Genomic DNA, 16,685 nt, shown 5'->3' with positions numbered 1-16,685 from the left:
GGGGAAGATGGTCGGTCGGTGTGCGCCGCGGCTCAGCGGCCCACGGAGGCGGTGGCCTGCGCGGCGGTGAGGGACTCCTGGGCGGCGGCGGTGACGGCCTCGGCGGTGATGCCGAACTCGCGGTAGAGGGTCTCGTAGTCGGCGGACTCCCCGAAGTGCTCCAGGGACACGGCCCGCCCGTGCTCGCCGAGCAGGTCCCGCCAGGACATGGCGATCCCGGCCTCCACCGACACGCGGGCCTTCACGGCCGCCGGGAGCACGGACTCGCGGTACTCGGCGTCCTGGGCGTCGAACCACTCCCGGCACGGCATGGACACCACCCGGGCGGCCACCCCCTGCGCCTTGAGCTGCTCGCGGGCCTCCACGGCCAGGGAGACCTCGGAGCCGGTGCCGATGAGGATCACGTCCGGGGTGCCCTCGGTGTCGGCCAGGACGTAGCCGCCCCGGGCCACGCCCTCGGCGGAGGCGAACTTCTCCCCGTCGGCCTCGGGGTGCAGGTCCGCCCGGGCGAAGGTGGGCACGTTCTGACGGGTCAGGGCGATGCCGGCCGGGCCGTGCCGGTTCTCCAGCATCGTCCGCCACGCGATCGCGGTCTCGTTGGCGTCGGCCGGGCGCACCACGTCCAGGCCCGGGATCGCGCGCAGCGCCGAGAGCTGCTCCACGGGCTGGTGGGTGGGTCCGTCCTCGCCGAGGCCGATGGAGTCGTGGGTCCACACGTAGATCGAGGGGACCTTCATCAGCGCGCCCAGGCGCACGGCGGGGCGCTGGTAGTCGGAGAAGATCAGGAACGTCCCGGAGAACGCCCGGGTCTGGGAGGACATGGTGATGCCGTTGACGATCGCCGCCGCGGCGTGCTCGCGGATGCCGAAGTGCAGCACCCGCCCGTAGGGGTTGCCGGTCCACTTCGCGGTGGAGCGGGCCTCGGGGATGAAGGAGGGCGCGGACTCGATGGTGGTGTTGTTGGAGCCGGCCAGGTCGGCCGAGCCGCCCCACAGCTCGGGGAACGTGTCGGCGATCGCGTTGATCACCTTGCCGGAGGCCGAGCGGGTGGCCACGTCCTTGCCGGCCTCGAAGACGGGGAACGCGTCGGCGTAGTTCTCGGGCAGCTCCTCGGCGCGGATCCGGTCGTAGAGCTTCGCCCGCTCCGGGTTGGCCTCCCGCCAGGCCTGGAACTGCCGCTCCCACTCGTCGCGGACCTGCTTCATGCGGTCCTGGATGCCGCGGGTGTGGGCGATGACCTCGTCCTCCACCACGAAGGACTTCTCGGGGTCGAAGCCGAGGATCTCCTTGGTCGCCGCGACCTCGTCGGCCCCGAGCTTGGAGCCGTGGATGCCGCCGGTGTTCTGCTTTCCCGGCGCGGGCCAGCCGATGATCGTGCGCAGGGCGATCAGCGAGGGCTTGGCGGTCTCGGCCTTGGCCGCGCGGATCGCGGCGTAGAGCTCCTCGACGTCCTCGACGTAGTCCCCGGTCCTCGTCCAGTCCACCCGGGCCACGTCCCAGCCGTAGGCCTCGTAGCGGGCGAGGACGTCCTCGGTGAACGCCACGTCCGTGTCGTCCTCGATCGAGATGTGGTTCTGGTCGTAGATCACCACGAGGTTGCCCAGCTCCTGCACCCCGGCCAGCGAGGACGCCTCGGAGGTCACGCCCTCCTGGAGGTCGCCGTCGGAGGCGATCACGTACACGGTGTGGTCGAACGGGGAGGTCCCGGCGGGGGCCTCGGGGTCGAACAGGCCGCGGGTGTAGCGCTGGGCGTAGGCGAAGCCCACGGCCGAGGCCAGGCCCTGGCCCAGCGGGCCGGTGGTGATCTCCACCCCGGTGGTGTGCCGGTACTCCGGGTGCCCCGGGGTCTTCGAGCCCCAGGTCCGCAGGGACTCGATGTCCTCGAGCTCCATGCCGTAGCCGGACAGGAACAGCTGCAGGTACAGGGTCAGCGAGGTGTGCCCGGGGGAGAGGATGAACCGGTCACGGCCCGTCCACCGGTCGTCGGTGGGGTCGTGACGCATCACCTTCTGGAACAGCAGGTACGCCGCCGGGGCCAGGGACATCGCCGTGCCGGGGTGGCCGTTGCCCACCTTCTCCACCGCGTCCGCGGCCAGCACCCGCACCGTGTCCACGGCACGCCGGTCCAGCTCGGTCCAGGTCAGCTTCTGATCGAGTTCGGTCGCCAAGATTCGGTGCCCTTTCCATTGGGGTCCGCTGCCGTGCGCAGCGGGTGCCGGTCGTCGACCGGCGGTTTGGGTCCAGCTTAGGTCACGCGCATTTCGGGCGTGTGACCGACGGCACCGGTCCCCGGGGCCCCGGACGTCTTTCCCGTCATGTCCGGAGCGGGAACGGACGCCGCCACGCGCTATGCTGTATAGGACCTTCTTCCGCGCCCGCGACCACCGCGCCGACCGCTCCTGCGTGCCGGCGACGCACCGTCTCCGGGCCGACCTCGCGCACGGAGCCGGGGGAACACCACCGCAACCGGGAGCAATGATTCTGTGAACTCACTCGAGACGTCGGGACCCGCAGGACGAGCCGTCCTCGGCAACGGGCACACGGGTGATGCGGCGGCCCCCCGCAGCGAGGGACGGATGACGGCCTCCCGGAAGGTGCGGGCCTACGTGGCCCTCATGAAGCCGCGGATCATCGAGCTGCTGCTCGTGGCGACCGTGCCCACCATGATCTTCGCCCAGCAGGGCATGCCGAACCTCTGGCTCATCCTCAACACCCTCGTGGGCGGCACGCTCGCGGCGGGTGCGGCCGGCGCCTTCAACTGCTACATCGACCGGGACGAGGACCGGGTGATGAAGCGCACGGCCAAGCGCCCGCTGGTCACCGGCGAGGTGACCGACCGCGAGGCCCTCGTCTTCGCGTGGGTCCTCACGGCCGTGTCGGTCGCCTGGCTCACGATCGGGGTCAACGTGCTCGCCGGCGCCCTGGGTGCGGCGGCCATCTTCCTCTACGCGGTCTTCTACTCGATCGTGCTCAAGCGCCGCACCGCCCAGAACATCGTCTGGGGCGGGGTCGCCGGGTGCATGCCGGTGCTGATCGGGTGGGCCGCCGTGACGGGCGGCCTCGACTGGCCCGCGCTCGTGCTGTTCCTGTTCATCTTCCTGTGGACCCCGCCGCACTACTGGCCGCTGTCCATGAAGTACGCCGACGACTACTCCCGCGCCGGGGTCCCCATGCTGGGCGCCGTGGCCGGGGCCCGCACCGTGGGCAGCCAGGTGGTCCTCTACGCGTGGGCCACGGTGGTGTGCTCGCTGCTGCTCGTCCCCGTGGGCGGCGCCGGCTGGGTCTACGCCGTGACCGCCCTGGCCTCGGGCGCCTGGTTCGTGGGCCACAGCCACAAGCTGCACGCCCTCGCGGTGGCCGGCCGGCCCACGGACAAGCAGGCGATGCACGTCTTCCACGGCTCCATCGCCTACATCACCTTCGTGTTCCTCGCCCTGGCCGTCGACCCGTTCGTGGGCGGCCCCGTCCTCTGAGCCCGTCGGGGCCGGCGGGCCCCGCGGCGTCCGCGTCCGGCCGGGGACCGGCCGGACCTAGGATGGTCGCATGCTCAGCATGACCTTCACCGGGCTCGTCGCCTACCCGATCACACCGTTCCAGCAGGGTGGCCGCCTGGACCTGGAGTCCTTCGGGCGCTACGTCGGCCGGTTGTCCCGGTCGGGCGTGGACGCCCTGGTGGTCCTGGGCAGCTCGGGCAGCTTCGCGTACCTCTCCGGGGAGGAGCGGGCCGAGGTCGTGGGCGTCGCCGTGGAGGCCGCCCGCGGCTCCGGGGTGCCGGTGGGGGCGGGGATCTCCGCGATGACCACCCGCGAGGTCCTCGAGATGGCCTACGCCGCGGAGAACGGCGGGGCGGACGGGCTCGTGCTCAACCCGCTGTCCTACATCCCGCTCGTCTCCCAGGAGATCGCCGACCAGGTGGAGACGGTCTCGGCGGCCGTGTCCCTGCCGCTGTGCATCTACAACAACCCGACGACTACGGGCTTCACGTACCCGGTGGAGCTCGCCGCCGAGCTGTCCTGGCTGGAGAACGTCAGCGCGTTCAAGGACACCGCGGACTCCCCGGCGGACCTCGCCGCACGACGGCACCGGTTCGCCGAGCTGGCGGAGCCGGGGACGGCCCACGGGGTCAGCGGGGAGCGGCTGCTCCACGAGGCGGCGCCGGACGCCGCGGCCTGGCACTCCGGGATCGCCGCGGTGCTCCCGCGCCAGTACGCCGCCTTCCGCGCCGCGGTCGTCTCGGGTGACGACCGCGCGGTGCGCACCTGGCAGGCGGCGCTGACCCCGCTGATGGAAATCCTGCGCCAGGAGCGGCCCCTGAGTTCCCTGTACGCCCTGGCCGAGGTGTGCGGCGTCAGCACGGCCCCGCCGCGGCGGCCGCTGCTGCCGATCCCCTCGGCCAGCCGGCAGCGCCTGGCCCAGGCCGTCGAGGAGCTGCTCGACGAGGCGCCCGACGAGCGGGCCTGAGGGCCTCAGCCGCGGGACGGGGCCTCGGCCGGCTGCGCCAGGTCGGTGCTGCGCAGCACCGGGGCCGGGGTGCGGGTGACCGCGAAGCCCTTCTCCACGGTGCGGGCCGTGGCCCAGATCAGCACCGCGGAGCCCACCAGGTGCAGGGCCACGGCGACGATCGGCACGCCGTTGAAGTACTGGTAGTAGCCGATGAGCGCCTGCAGGACCAGCGCGGCCAGGAGCACGTTGAGGCTCGAGGCCAGCGGCACGGGCCACCGGTGCCGGCGGGCGAGCACGAGGCCGAGCACCACGGCCACGACGATCAGGTACACGGGGACCGCGTGGGCACGGGTGATGAGGTAGGCGTCGAACGCGTGCCGGGCGGTGGTGTCGTCCCCGGCGTGCGGGCCGGTGCCCGTGACCAGCGTGCCCAGGTAGAGGATCAGCGCGGTGAGCACCCCCAGGCTCACCATGAGCCCGCGGACGGTCCGGCGCTGCCCGTAGGCCTGGCCGGGGCGCTCCGCGTCCCGCACGGCGGGCAGGGAGCGCCGCCGGGTGCGGTTGACCAGCACCGTGGCCAGGGCGATCATCGCCCCGGAGATGAGGTAGTGGATGCCCACGATCCACGGGTTGAGCCCGGTGAGCACGGTGATCCCGCCGACCACGGCCTGCAGCGGGATGCCGAGACCCAGCAGCAGGGCGATCCGGAAGAGGTCGCGGTGCTCGTGGCGCAGCCGGAGCACGGCCAGGAACGTCAGCACCGCCACGGCGGCCAGCAGGAAGGTCAGCAGGCGGTTGCCGAACTCGATGAGGCCGTGCATGCCCATCTCGGGGGTGTTGGTCCAGGACTCGTCCGTGCACCGGGGCCAGGTGGGGCAGCCCAGGCCCGAGCCGGTCAGCCGGACGAGCCCGCCGGTGAGGATGAGCACGGAGTTCGCCACCAGCGACGCGACGGCGAGCCACCGCACCCACGGGGTGATCCGGCTCGGCAGCAGGCCGCCGCCGTGCTCGCGGACGTCGACGTCGCTGGGGTCGCTGGCGCGGTTCATGAGTTCACTTCCGGACGGGGTCGGTGCGGCGGGGTCTCCGCGCCCAGTTTATCCGCCTCCGCGGCCCCCGGGTCCCGCCGGCCGGGACGGGCCCACGGACCCGGGTCCGCACCGGCGGCTCAGCTCCAGCGGAACCAGCGCACGGCCCCGGCCCAGGCGGCGGCGGCCCAGACGGCGAGCACCAGCACCGGCAGCGGCGTGGGCGCCCCGGTGAGGAACGTCTCGCGCAGGGCGGTGCCCAGCGCGCCGGAGGGGAGCACCTCCACCATCCAGGTGAGCCCCGCCGGCAGCGTGCTCGAGGGGAACAGGGTGCCGCCCACGGCGGCGAGCAGCACCCACACGAGGTTGGTGATGGCCAGGGTCGCCTCGGCGCGCACCGTCCCGGCGAGGAGCAGCCCCAGCCCGGTGAACGCCGCGGCGCCGAGCAGCAGCACCGGCACGGAGACGAGCACGACGGCCGCGTCCGGGCGCCAGCCGAGGGCCGCGCCGAGCGCGGCCACCAGCACGTACTGCACCACGAGCACCGCGACGATCGCGAGCAGCTTGCCGGCGATCAGCCCGCCACGGCCCAGGGGAGTGGTGGAGAGGAAGCGCAGGACCCCGTAGCGGCGGTCGAAGCCGGTCTGGATGCCCTGGCCCGAGAAGGCGTTGGAGAGCACGCACAGCGCCAGCACGCCCGGCACGGCGACGTCCACGCGGGAGGCGCCGGCCGGGACGGCGGCGTCCAGCAGGTCGGTGAGGGTCAGGGCCACGAGGGCCATGAGCGGCAGGATGACCAGCAGCAGCAGCTGCTCGCCGTTGCGCAGCACGGCCCGCGTCTCGTAGCGGGCCTGGGCGGCCACCCGGCGGGCCAGGGTGGCGGGCTCCGGGCGGGGGGCGGTGGCGGTGGGCAGGGCGGGGGCGGTCATCGGATCTCCCGTCCGGAGATGTCGAGGAAGACGTCCTCGAGGGTGCGCGGCTGGAGGGACAGGGACTCGGGCAGCGTGCCGGTCGCGGTGAACCACCGGGTCACGGTCTCGAGCATCGGGGGCGTGAGGACGCCGGTGAGGGTCACGGTGCGGTCGGCGCGGTCCGCCCGGACGCCCTCGAACCCGGGGCCGTCCCACGGGAACGGCCCCGCGCGCAGCTGCTCCGGGGCCAGCGTCAGCACGAGCACGGCAGGGGCGTCGGCGCCGGGGGCCACCAGCTCCGCCACGGACCCCTGGGCCATGACCCGGCCGTGGTCCACGATGTAGACCTGGTCGGCGAGACGCTGGGCGTCGTCGAGCAGGTGCGTGGTGAGGATGATGCACACCCCCTCCCGGCGCAGCTGCTGGACGAGGTCGAAGACGATGTTGCGGGACTGCGGGTCCATCCCGGCCGAGGGCTCGTCGAGGAAGAGCACCTCCGGGTTGCCCGCGAGGGCCGCCGCCAGGGCCACGCGCTGGCGCTGGCCGCCGGAGAGCCGGCGGACCACGGTGCGGTCGAAGCTGCTGATGCCGAGCCGCTCCACGAGCTCGTCCATGTCCCGGGGGCTGCGGTAGAGGGACGCCACGTGCCGGAGCAGCTCCAGCGGGCGCACCGCCTGGGGGAGCCCGCCGTCCTGGAGCATCACGCCCACGCGGGCGCGCAGCGCCGGGCTGGCCCGCCACGGGTCCTGCCCCAGCAGCCGGACGGTGCCGCCCGTGGGCCGCTGCAGGCCCTGGGCGCACTCCAGGGTGGTCGTCTTGCCCGCGCCGTTGGGGCCCAGCAGCGCCGTGATCTCGCCGTGCCGCGCGGTGAGGGACAGGCCGTCGACGGCGTGCACCACGTCGGCGCGCACCGCGCCCGGTCCGGCCGGGCGGCGGGAGCGGCGCCGGCGGACCGGGAACTCCTTCACGAGGCGCTCGATGGAGAGCGCGGGCGAGGACGCGGGGGGACTCTGGGCGGGCACCGGACCAGTGTAGTGCGGGCGCGCCCGCGGCCCGGCCCCCTTGGCCCCACCGCGCCCGGGGGTTATTATGAGTAAGTCGTGATTTTTGGGCGGAGCCCGGTAAGGCTCTACTTACTGGTCAGACCGGAATGAATTACGACATACTCCGGTTGTGTATTAGAAGCGCCCCTTGCGGGTCGCGCGCTGCACCACGAGAGCCTCCACCCCCGAGCAGGAAGCGAACGGTTCACCCATGACTCAGACCACGGACGCCCGGAGCAGGTCCCGCTCCGGCCCGCGGGCGGAGCAGGAGGAGAACACCCGCTCGCGCGTGCTCGGCGCCGTCCTGGAGCACGGTCCCGTCTCCGCCGCGGACCTCGGCGAGATGCTCGAGCTGACCCCGGCCGCCGTGCGCCGGCACCTGGACGCCCTCGAGCAGCAGCACTTCATCGAGGTCACCATGGTCCGCCGCCGCAGCGGGGGCGCCGGCCGCCCCGCGCGGCGCTACGTCGTCGCCCCGGAGGGCCACGCCAAGCTCGGCGACGACTACCTCGAGATCGCGACAGACGCGCTGGAGTCCATCCGCCGCATCGCCGGCCCGGACGCCGTGCACTCCTTCATCCAGGAGCGCGTGGACCGCCTGGAGGCCTCCTACCGCCCCGAGGTCGAGGCCGCCGGGGACGACGTCGCCGACCGCCTGCCCGTCCTGGTGCGGCTGCTCAGCCGCGACGGGTTCGCCGCCTCCACCAACGAAGTGGCCGTCGGCCGCGGCGAGTCCCGCACCATCGTCTCGGCGCAGCTGTGCCAGGGGCACTGCCCCGTGCGCGAGCTGGCCGCCCGCTACCCGCAGTTCTGCGAGCTGGAGACCGAGCTCATCGCCCGGCTGCTCGGCACCGACGTCCGCCGGCTCTCGACCCAGGCCGCCGGCGCGCACGTGTGCACCACGCACGTGCCCCTCACGCGGCCGGGACCCGCCGCGGCACCGACTTCCGTGGACCGCACCGCGGCCCACGCCACAGACCAGACAACAGAGGAAGGCCGTCATGACTGACCAGATCGCCAGCGGCAACGACACTGTCATCGCCGACATCCTGGAGAAGAACCCCGAGCTCGAGGGCATCGGCACCTACGAGTACGGCTGGGCCGACTCCGACGTGGCCGGCGCCTCCGCGCGCCGCGGTGTCGACGAGGACGTCGTCCGGGACATCTCCGCGAAGAAGAGTGAACCGCAGTGGATGACCGACCTGCGGTTGAAGGGCCTGAAGTTCTTCGACCGCAAGCCCATGCCCACGTGGGGCGCGGACCTGTCCGGGATCGACTTCGACAACATCAAGTACTTCGTGCGCTCCACGGAGAAGCAGGCCGCCACCTGGGAGGACCTGCCCGAGGACATCCGCAACACCTACGAGAAGCTCGGCATCCCCGAGGCCGAGCGCGGACGGCTCGTCTCCGGCGTGGCCGCCCAGTACGAGTCCGAGGTCGTCTACCACCAGATCCGCGAGGACCTGGAGGAGCAGGGCGTCATCTTCCTCGACACCGACACCGCGCTCAAGGAGCACCCGGAGCTCTTCGCGGAGTACTTCGGCACGGTCATCCCCGTGGGCGACAACAAGTTCGCGTCCCTGAACACGGCCGTGTGGTCCGGCGGCTCGTTCGTCTACGTCCCCAAGGGCGTGCACGTCGAGATCCCGCTGCAGGCCTACTTCCGCATCAACACGGAGAACATGGGCCAGTTCGAGCGGACGCTCATCATCGCGGACGAGGACTCCTACGTCCACTACATCGAGGGCTGCACCGCGCCGATCTACAAGACCGACTCGCTGCACTCCGCCGTCGTGGAGATCATCGTCAAGAAGAACGCCCGCGTGCGCTACACGACCATCCAGAACTGGTCGAACAACGTGTACAACCTCGTGACCAAGCGCGCGATCGCCCACGAGGGCGCCACGATGGAGTGGATCGACGGCAACATCGGCTCGAAGGTCACCCAGAAGTACCCGGCGGTCTACATGACCGGCGAGCACGCCCGCGGCGAGACCCTCTCGATCGCGTTCGCCGGCGAGGGGCAGCACCAGGACACCGGGTCCAAGATGGTGCACATCGCCCCGAACACGTCGTCGTCGATCGTCTCGAAGTCCGTGGCCCGCAACGGCGGCCGCGCCGCCTACCGCGGCCTCGTGCAGGTGCGCGAGGGCGCCCACGGCTCGAGGTCCAACGTGGTCTGCGACGCCCTGCTGGTGGACACGATCTCCCGCTCCGACACGTACCCGTACGTCGACATCCGCGAGGACGACGTCACCATGGGCCACGAGGCGACCGTCTCGCGCGTCTCCGAGGAGCAGCTGTTCTACCTCATGCAGCGCGGGATGGCCGAGGACGAGGCCATGGCGATGATCGTGCGCGGGTTCGTGGAGCCGATCGCCCGCGAGCTGCCCATGGAGTACGCGCTCGAACTCAACCGCCTCATCGAACTGCAGATGGAAGGATCCGTTGGCTGACATGTCCAAGCTGAACGAAACGATTCGCAACGCCACGGAGGCCGCCGCCTCCGCGGCCACCGCGGTGGCCGACAAGGCCGTCGGCGCGGCCAAGGACGCCTACGGCAACCTGGGCGAGAAGGTCGACGGGGTCCGCACCGGGGAGGGTCGCGTCGCAATCCCGGGCATGGACCTGGAGGGGGAGCGGCTGGCCCGCGACAAGGTCGAGAACGACACCCTGGTGCGGCACACCGCCCACGGCGACATCTCCGGCGTGCCCGACTCCTCCCGGGCCGGGCGGCGCACGTCCTACGACGTCGCCGACTTCCCGAAGCTCACCGGCCGGGAGGAGGACTTCCGGTTCACCCCGCTCAAGCGCCTCAAGGGGCTGCACGCCGACGCCCTGACCGGCCCCGCGCCCGCGGTGACCGTGGACTCGGACGCCGTGCGCGTCGAGACCGTGGGCCGCGACGACGCCCGCATCGGCAGCGCCGGGATCCCCGAGGACCGCGTCTCCGCCAACGCGTGGAGCAGCGTCACCGAGGCCACGGTGCTCACCGTGCCGCAGGAGACCGAGGTCGCCGCGCCCGTGCTCGTCGACATCCACGGCTCGGACGCCACCCCGGCGGCCCAGCACCTCGTGATCGACGCCCAGCCCTTCTCCAAGGCCCTCGTGGTCCTGCGCCACCACGGCAGCGCCGTGCTCTCGCAGAACGTCGAGTTCCGGGTCGCCGACTCCGCGAACCTCACCGTGGTGACCCTCCAGGAGTGGGACGACGACGCCGTGCACGCCTCCTCCCAGCAGGCGCGCCTCGGCAAATCCGCGACCTTCAAGCACGTGCTCGTCAGCCTCGGCGGCGACCTCGTGCGGGTCACCCCGTCCACCCGCTTCGACGCCCCGGGCGGGTCCGTGGAGATGTACGGGCTGACCTTCGTGGACGCCGGCCAGCACCTGGAGTCCCGGCTGTTCGTGGACCACTCCCAGCCGCACTGCACCTCGCGGGTGACCTACAAGTCCGCGCTGCAGGGCGAGAACGCGCACGGCGTGTGGATCGGCGACGTCCTCATCCGCGCCACCGCGGAGGCCACCGACACCTACGAGCTCAACCGGAACCTGATCCTCAACGACGGCCCGCGAATGGACTCCGTGCCGAACCTGGAGATCGAGACCGGCCTCATCACCGGTGCGGGCCACGCCTCCACCACGGGCCAGCTGGACGACGAGCACCTGTACTACCTCATGTCCCGGGGCATCCCCGAGGACGAGGCGCGCCGGCTCGTGGTCCGCGGGTTCCTCTTCGAGATCATCCAGCAGATCGGTGTCCCGGACATCGAGGAGCGGCTGCGCGGGTCCGTCCAGGACGAGCTCGCCTCCGCGAACTACTGATCCGCCGCGCCCGCACGCACCCTTCCGACCCCAGACTTTTTCGACCACAGGAGAACCATCCATGGCAACTCTCGAGATCAAGGACCTGCACGCGTCCGTCGTGCTCGACGACGAGACCACCAAGCCGATCCTCAAGGGCGTGAACCTGACCATCACCTCCGGTGAGGTGCACGCGATCATGGGCCCCAACGGCTCCGGCAAGTCCACGCTGGCCTCCACCATCGCCGGGCATCCCAAGTACGTCGTCGACTCCGGCGAGGTCCTCCTCGACGGCCAGAACGTCCTGGAGATGTCCGTGGACGAGCGCGCCCGCGCCGGGCTCTTCCTGGCCATGCAGTACCCGGTGGAGATCCCCGGCGTGACGACCTCCAACTTCCTGCGCACGGCCAAGACCGCGATCGACGGCGAGGCCCCTTCGCTGCGCACGTGGACCAAGGACGTCAAGGCCGCCATGGAGCAGCTGAAGATCAGCCCCGACATGATCCAGCGCAACGTCAACGAGGGCTTCTCCGGCGGCGAGAAGAAGCGCCACGAGATCCTCCAGCTCGAGCTGCTCAAGCCCAAGATCGCCCTGCTGGACGAGACCGACTCCGGGCTCGACGTGGACGCGCTCAAGGTCGTCTCCGAGGGCGTCAACCGCGCCCTGGAGACCAACGACATGGGCGTCATGCTCATCACCCACTACACCCGCATCCTGCGCTACATCAAGCCGCAGTTCGTGCACGTGTTCCACGACGGCCGCGTGGTCGACGAGGGCGGTCCCGAGCTCGCCGACCGGCTCGAGAACGAGGGCTACGACCGCTACCTGGCCCCGGCCAAGTAAGCGGCCCCGACCCCACCAGCTTTCGAAAGGAGGCCAGCGATGGCCGACACCCCCGCTGAGACCACCGCCGACCCCGCGACCGCGGGCCGGCCCTCCGCCGAGGAGGTCGAGGAGGCGCTCAAGAACGTCATCGACCCCGAGCTCGGCGTCAACATCGTGGACCTGGGCCTGCTCTACGGCTCCAAGTGGGCCGAGGACGGCGCCCTGGTGCTCGACATGACCCTGACCACGGCCGCGTGCCCGCTGCAGGACGTCATCGAGGAGCAGTGCGCGCAGAACCTCGACCCCATGGTGGACGAGTGGCGCGTCAACTGGGTCTGGATGCCGCCGTGGGGTCCCGACCGGATCACCGAGGACGGACGCGACCAGATGCGGGCCCTGGGCTTCAACATCTGAGTCCTCCTCCGCACCGACACCGCCCCGCCCACCTCGCAGGAGGTGGGCGGGGCGTCGTCGTGCCGCACCCCGCTCGATAAGTAACCTTCCGAATTGTGGGTGCGCCGCCGCCGCGCGCTCCTACACTGCCGTCATGGGCCAGACCTTGCTCTTCGGGATCGTCGCCTCGAGCGCGCTCGTCATCGGAGCGCTGGTCGGCGTGCGCTTCGAGCTCCCCAAGCGCCTGCTCGCCATCCTGCTGTCCTTCGCCGCGGGCGCGCTCATCACCGCGCTGGCCTTCGAGCTGTTCGCGGACGCCTACGAGCGGGGCGGAATCTGGCTCGCGGTGATCGGTCTCTTCGCCGGCGCCGTGGTCTTCACGGCGCTCAGCGCACTCCTGGACCGCTGGGCGCAGCCGGGACCGGCCTCCGCGGACGCGGAGCAGCAACAGGGCAGCGTCAAGCTGGACACCGACGCCGCCGCGGACGAGAAGGCGCCGACGGCTGCCTCCACCGGCGGCGCCGCGGGGCTGGCGCTGCTGGCCGCCGTCACTTTGGACGGCGTGCCGGAGAACGTGGCGCTGGGCGTCTCGCTCACCGAGGGCACGGGCGGGCTGGCCCTGCTCGCGGCGATCTTCGTGTCCAACCTGCCCGAGTCCCTGGTCGGCGCGGCGTCCATGCGCGAGCAGGGCATGTCCCGCGGGAAGGCCGTCCTGCTCTGGTCGGTCTGCGCCGTGCTCCTGGTGGTGGCCGTGCTGATCGGCGCCGGTCCGCTGGCCGGCAGTGACCCCGAGACGATCTCCTTGCCGCTCGCCTTCGCCGCCGGCGCGGTGATCGCGTCCCTGGCCGACACCCTGATGCCGGAGGCCTACGAGCACGGCGGCCCGGCGGTGGCGCTGAGCACGGCGGCGGGCTTCGCCCTGTCCTTCGCCCTGTCCCTGGCCTGAGCACTCCTCGCCCTTGCCCGAGGTCCCCGCCGCGCGTCCCGTGCTCCGCTCGGGTCCGGTCCGTGGCAGAGTCGACGCGTGAACACCGACGAAAAGCGCATCGCCCTGCTCATCGACGCCGACAACGCACCGGCGGCCAAGATCGACGTGGTCCTCGCCGAGGTGGCCCGCCACGGCGCCGCGAACGTCCGGCGCGCCTACGGCAACTGGAAGAGCCCGCACCTGCAGCAGTGGGAGGCGGTGCTGCACGCGTACGCGATCCGGCCGATCCAGCAGTTCGCCTACAGCACCGGCAAGAACGCCTCGGACATGGCGATGGTGATCGACGCCATGGACCTCCTCTACGCCGGATCGGTCGACGGCTTCGCGATCGTCTCCAGCGACGCCGACTTCACCCCGCTGGTGATGCGGATCCTCACCGACGGGCACAAGGTCTACGGCTTCGGCCAGCGGCAGACGCCGGAGCCGTTCATCAACGCCTGCTCGCAGTTCACGTACGTGGAGAGCCTGGGGGAGCCCGCCGAGGAGAAGCCCGGGGAGGCGCCGGCGGCCGCGCCCCAGCAGGCGCTGCGCGGTGACGCCCGGCTGGTCAGGATGCTGCGGAGCGCGGTGGACGCCGCCAGCGGCGACGACGGCTGGGCACACCTCGGCGCCGTCGGCCAGCAGATCGGCAACCAGGCGTCCTTCGACTCCCGCAACTACGGGTACCGCAAGCTCAGCGACCTCATCGAGGCCACCGGCCTCTTCGACGTCCGCCGGCAGAACCCGGGCGTCCAGGTGCGGGACAGCCGCCGCCGCTGACCGACGACGGTGCACCCACTTCGGCAACCTGAGTCAGGCGTACCGCCATCCGCGATTCGACCAGCGCCGAGTCCCCAAAAGAGCTCGCAAGATCCCACGATCGGATTGGGGGTCTGCGAGCACTGTGGGGGCTCGGCGCCCCGGGCGGCGCTGGCGTGGGGACTCGGTGTCCCGGGTGGCGCGGCGGCCAGCGGTCAGAGGGCCGGCGGGGCGTTCAGGTCGCGGGCGCTGAAGGTGTCGCAGGCGTTGAGGTCGCCGGTCCGGTAGCCCGCGTAGAACCACAGCTGCCGCTGGGCGGAGGCGCCGTGGGTGAAGTTCTCGGGGCTGACCCGTCCCTGGGTGGTCTCTTGGATCCGGTCGTCGCCGATCGCGGAGGCGGCGTCGAGGGCCTGGTCGAGCTCCTCCTGGGAGATGTCGCCCAGGTCCACGGCCCCGGACGTGTCCCCGGCGGCGCCGCCGGCCCACAGACCGGCGAGGCAGTCGGCCTGCAGCTCCACGCGCACGGCGCCGGACTCGGGGCCCTGCGGGTCCTGCTGGGCGTAGCCGAGGGTGCCGATCTGGTTCTGGATGTGGTGGCCGAACTCGTGGGCGAGCACGTACTCCTCGGCCAGCGGGCCGCCCTCGGCGCCGAACTGGGTCTGCAGCTCGTCGAAGAACGCGATGTCGAGGTAGGCGGTCTCGTCCGCGGGGCAGTAGAACGGGCCCACGGCCGAGGACGCCGCGCCGCACCCGGTGTTGGTCTGGCCCTCGAACAGCTCCACGCCGGGCATCATGTACTGCTCGCCCGTGGCCTGCGGCAGGTAGTCCTCCCAGAACTGGTCGAGGCTCTGCGCCGTGGCGATCATCCGGCAGTCGGTGTACCGGTTGGCGTCCTCACCGGTCCGGCACCGCTCCGCCCGCTCCTGCTCCACGGAGGTCTGCGACCCGGTGTCCTGGCCGCCCCCGCCGGTGATCGCGTCGATGCCGTCCTGGCCGAAGAGCAGCCCCACGACGAGCAGCAGCAGCCCGCCGCCCAGTCCACCGCCCACGGCGATCCCGCGTCCCCGCCCGCCGCCGCTGCCGACGCGCGAGGCGTCCAGCTGGGAGCTGTTGTCGAAACTCATGGCTGAAGTGTAAGCCGTCTGATGGTGGCGCGGGTGCCGGCGTTCAGTCGAAGCCGCGGGCGGCGAGGGCCTCACCGGTCCGCTGGGCGTAGGCGACGGCGGAGATCACCGCCGGGGTCACCAGCCGCACGGGGTTCGGGCGCAGCCCACGGGCGCGCACGGCGTCCCGGAGCTCGCCCACGGCGCCCACGATGAAGGGGATCGAGCGCAGCATCAGGGAGATCGCCAGGCCGATGCGCTCGGGGTCCGCCCCGACCAGCCGGACCGGCGAGCACAGCCACACGACGCCGTCGAGCAACTCCGGCAGGGGCGTGGTGTGCATCAGGACCCGGGTGAGCACGAGGAGGACGACGATCGTCAGCACCACGTCGGCGGCCTGCGCCGGCCCCGAGGTCAGGACGTGGTAGACGGCCAGCAGGACCAGCACGGGCAGGGCGGGGGCGAGCCCCCGCCACCACTCGAGGGCGCCGATGCCCGCGGCGGAGCCCGCGACGAGCAGGAGCAGGGTCAGCACGGTGGGGACCGGCCACGAGGGCGAGAGCACCACGGCCAGGGTCACGACGACGATGCCGAGCCCCTTGACCCGGAGCGGGGCGCGGTGCAGGAGGCTGCTGCCGGGGGAGTAGCTGCCGAAGAGGTCCGGGCCCCGGCTCACGGGCGCGCCTCCCCGGGGAAGCCGTGCGCGCACCACCGCTCGTAGGCGGGGACGACCTCCCCGGGCGGACCGTCCGCGACCAGGGCGCCCTCGTGCAGGACCAGGACGCGCGGGGCGGTCGCGGCCAGGCCGAGGTCGTGCGTGGAGATCAGCAGCTGGTGCGGGAGCCCGTCGATCAGCCCCATGAGCCGCCCCCGGTTGCGCAGGTCGAGGAGGGTGGTGGGCTCGTCGAGGACGAGCACCTCGGGCTCCACGGCCAGCACCGCCGCGAACGCCGCCAGCTGGCGCTCCCCGCCGGAGAGGTCGTAGATGCTGTGCTCGGCCCGGTGGCCGATGCCCGCGCGCTCGAGCAGCTCGAGGGCGGCGGTCCGCCGTCGGGCCCGGGGCACGCCGGCCCCGCGCAGGGACAGCTCGACGTCCTCGACCGGGGTCGGCATCACCAGCTGGGAGAGCGGGTCGGTGAACACGAAGCCCACCCGCCGCCGGGCCGCGCGCACGTCGCGGTTCACGTCGGTGCCGTGCACCGTGACCGTGCCCGAGGACGGGCGGACGAGGCCGTTGAACAGCCGCAGGAGCGTGGACTTCCCGGATCCGTTGAGCCCGAGCACGGCCACCCGCCGCTCGCCCAGGCTCACGTCGAGGTCGCGCAGCAGGGTCAGCTCACCCGAGGCGGTGGGCACCGTGACGGTCACGCGGGAGCACACGAGGGCCGCGGCCCCGGGGGATCCGGGCACG

Annotated in this window: 16 protein-coding genes; 9 read left to right on the top strand and 7 right to left on the bottom strand. The window is 72.2% G+C overall.

Annotation, left to right across the window (positions count from 1 at the left end; genetic code table 11):
* Window positions 1–32: 32 nt before the first annotated feature.
* Window positions 33–2,168, bottom strand: coding sequence for a transketolase (tkt, locus tag RF644_RS08780; RefSeq protein WP_368796242.1), 2,136 nt, complete (start codon window positions 2,166–2,168; stop codon window positions 33–35).
* A 408-nt stretch (window positions 2,169–2,576) separates the two neighbouring features.
* Between tkt and RF644_RS08775 the strand changes: the two genes are divergently transcribed.
* Entirely contained in the window at window positions 2,577–3,473 is an 897-nt protein-coding gene (locus tag RF644_RS08775) for a heme o synthase (RefSeq protein WP_017832795.1), read from the top strand.
* A gap of 70 nt (window positions 3,474–3,543) precedes the next feature.
* A complete protein-coding gene (locus RF644_RS08770; RefSeq protein ID WP_017832794.1) occupies window positions 3,544–4,461 on the top strand; it encodes a dihydrodipicolinate synthase family protein in 918 nt (305 codons plus the stop codon).
* Window positions 4,462–4,466: 5 nt separating this feature from the next.
* Here the strand turns inward: RF644_RS08770 and RF644_RS08765 are convergent, their stop codons facing one another.
* The 3 genes from RF644_RS08765 to RF644_RS08755 form a co-directional block, all read right to left on the bottom strand.
* Window positions 4,467–5,492 (bottom strand): heme A synthase, encoded by a 1,026-nt coding sequence (locus RF644_RS08765; protein ID WP_368796241.1) that lies wholly within the window; start codon window positions 5,490–5,492, stop codon window positions 4,467–4,469.
* A gap of 119 nt (window positions 5,493–5,611) precedes the next feature.
* The gene (locus RF644_RS08760) at window positions 5,612–6,400 is read right to left on the bottom strand and encodes an ABC transporter permease (RefSeq protein WP_368796240.1); all 789 of its coding nucleotides are present in this window, start codon (window positions 6,398–6,400) and stop codon (window positions 5,612–5,614) included.
* The gene (locus RF644_RS08755; RefSeq protein ID WP_368796239.1) at window positions 6,397–7,404 is read right to left on the bottom strand and encodes an ABC transporter ATP-binding protein; all 1,008 of its coding nucleotides are present in this window, start codon (window positions 7,402–7,404) and stop codon (window positions 6,397–6,399) included. Before RF644_RS08755 ends, RF644_RS08760 begins: the two co-directional genes overlap by 4 nt.
* A 232-nt stretch (window positions 7,405–7,636) precedes the next feature.
* Here RF644_RS08755 and RF644_RS08750 point away from each other — a divergent pair, with 232 nt between their 5' ends.
* From RF644_RS08750 to RF644_RS08720, 7 genes are all read left to right on the top strand, one after another.
* Window positions 7,637–8,434 (top strand): metalloregulator ArsR/SmtB family transcription factor, encoded by a 798-nt coding sequence (locus RF644_RS08750; RefSeq protein WP_126346340.1) that lies wholly within the window; start codon window positions 7,637–7,639, stop codon window positions 8,432–8,434.
* Entirely contained in the window at window positions 8,427–9,881 is a 1,455-nt protein-coding gene (gene sufB / locus RF644_RS08745; protein ID WP_035923965.1) for a Fe-S cluster assembly protein SufB, read from the top strand. The genes RF644_RS08750 and sufB overlap by 8 nt, the downstream gene beginning before the upstream one ends.
* A gap of 166 nt (window positions 9,882–10,047) precedes the next feature.
* Entirely contained in the window at window positions 10,048–11,247 is a 1,200-nt protein-coding gene (gene sufD, locus RF644_RS08740; RefSeq protein WP_368796400.1) for a Fe-S cluster assembly protein SufD, read from the top strand.
* Window positions 11,248–11,308: 61 nt separating this feature from the next.
* The gene (gene sufC, locus RF644_RS08735; protein WP_109222866.1) at window positions 11,309–12,070 is read left to right on the top strand and encodes a Fe-S cluster assembly ATPase SufC; all 762 of its coding nucleotides are present in this window, start codon (window positions 11,309–11,311) and stop codon (window positions 12,068–12,070) included.
* A 39-nt stretch (window positions 12,071–12,109) separates the two neighbouring features.
* Window positions 12,110–12,466: a metal-sulfur cluster assembly factor gene (locus RF644_RS08730; protein WP_035923963.1), complete on the top strand. Its 357-nt coding sequence runs from the start codon at window positions 12,110–12,112 to the stop codon at window positions 12,464–12,466.
* A gap of 133 nt (window positions 12,467–12,599) precedes the next feature.
* Window positions 12,600–13,391 carry a ZIP family metal transporter gene (locus tag RF644_RS08725; protein ID WP_368796238.1) on the top strand — a complete coding sequence of 264 codons (792 nt, stop codon included), beginning with the start codon at window positions 12,600–12,602 and terminating at the stop codon, window positions 13,389–13,391.
* Window positions 13,392–13,469: 78 nt separating this feature from the next.
* Window positions 13,470–14,192 (top strand): NYN domain-containing protein, encoded by a 723-nt coding sequence (locus tag RF644_RS08720; RefSeq protein WP_017834300.1) that lies wholly within the window; start codon window positions 13,470–13,472, stop codon window positions 14,190–14,192.
* 194 nt (window positions 14,193–14,386) lie between these two features.
* On the opposite strand, the gene RF644_RS08715 is transcribed toward RF644_RS08720, so the two are convergent.
* From RF644_RS08715 to RF644_RS08705, 3 genes are read right to left on the bottom strand one after another with little or no spacing between them, the layout of a single operon-like run.
* The gene (locus RF644_RS08715) at window positions 14,387–15,295 is read right to left on the bottom strand and encodes a neutral zinc metallopeptidase (RefSeq protein ID WP_368796237.1); all 909 of its coding nucleotides are present in this window, start codon (window positions 15,293–15,295) and stop codon (window positions 14,387–14,389) included.
* A gap of 43 nt (window positions 15,296–15,338) precedes the next feature.
* Window positions 15,339–15,950, bottom strand: a complete 612-nt coding sequence (locus RF644_RS08710; protein ID WP_368796236.1) for an energy-coupling factor transporter transmembrane protein EcfT — start codon at window positions 15,948–15,950, stop codon at window positions 15,339–15,341.
* Complete coding sequence (locus tag RF644_RS08705) at window positions 15,947–16,684, bottom strand: energy-coupling factor ABC transporter ATP-binding protein (RefSeq protein WP_368796235.1); 738 nt, start codon at window positions 16,682–16,684, stop codon at window positions 15,947–15,949. The genes RF644_RS08710 and RF644_RS08705 overlap by 4 nt, the downstream gene beginning before the upstream one ends.
* Window position 16,685: the final 1 nt, after the last annotated feature.

It is taken from the genome of Kocuria sp. CPCC 205258, assembly GCF_040981005.1.
Lineage (GTDB): Bacteria > Actinomycetota > Actinomycetes > Actinomycetales > Micrococcaceae > Kocuria > Kocuria rosea.
Note: the sequence above shows the minus strand (reverse complement) of the source record. Positions and strands in the feature narration are given on the sequence as shown.

Excerpts from the sequence above, each read along its gene's own strand:
- RF644_RS08730 (WP_035923963.1), top strand. The coding sequence starts at position 12,110 with ATGGCCGACACCCCCGCTGAGACCACCGCCGACCCCGCGACCGCGGGC.
- RF644_RS08715 (WP_368796237.1), bottom strand. The coding sequence starts at position 15,295 with ATGAGTTTCGACAACAGCTCCCAGCTGGACGCCTCGCGCGTCGGCAGC.
- sufB (WP_035923965.1), top strand. The coding sequence starts at position 8,427 with ATGACTGACCAGATCGCCAGCGGCAACGACACTGTCATCGCCGACATC.
- sufC (WP_109222866.1), top strand. The coding sequence starts at position 11,309 with ATGGCAACTCTCGAGATCAAGGACCTGCACGCGTCCGTCGTGCTCGAC.
- RF644_RS08770 (WP_017832794.1), top strand. The coding sequence starts at position 3,544 with ATGCTCAGCATGACCTTCACCGGGCTCGTCGCCTACCCGATCACACCG.
- RF644_RS08750 (WP_126346340.1), top strand. The coding sequence starts at position 7,637 with ATGACTCAGACCACGGACGCCCGGAGCAGGTCCCGCTCCGGCCCGCGG.
- RF644_RS08725 (WP_368796238.1), top strand. The coding sequence starts at position 12,600 with ATGGGCCAGACCTTGCTCTTCGGGATCGTCGCCTCGAGCGCGCTCGTC.
- RF644_RS08760 (WP_368796240.1), bottom strand. The coding sequence starts at position 6,400 with ATGACCGCCCCCGCCCTGCCCACCGCCACCGCCCCCCGCCCGGAGCCC.
- RF644_RS08775 (WP_017832795.1), top strand. The coding sequence starts at position 2,577 with ATGACGGCCTCCCGGAAGGTGCGGGCCTACGTGGCCCTCATGAAGCCG.
- RF644_RS08765 (WP_368796241.1), bottom strand. The coding sequence starts at position 5,492 with ATGAACCGCGCCAGCGACCCCAGCGACGTCGACGTCCGCGAGCACGGC.
- sufD (WP_368796400.1), top strand. The coding sequence starts at position 10,048 with ATGGACCTGGAGGGGGAGCGGCTGGCCCGCGACAAGGTCGAGAACGAC.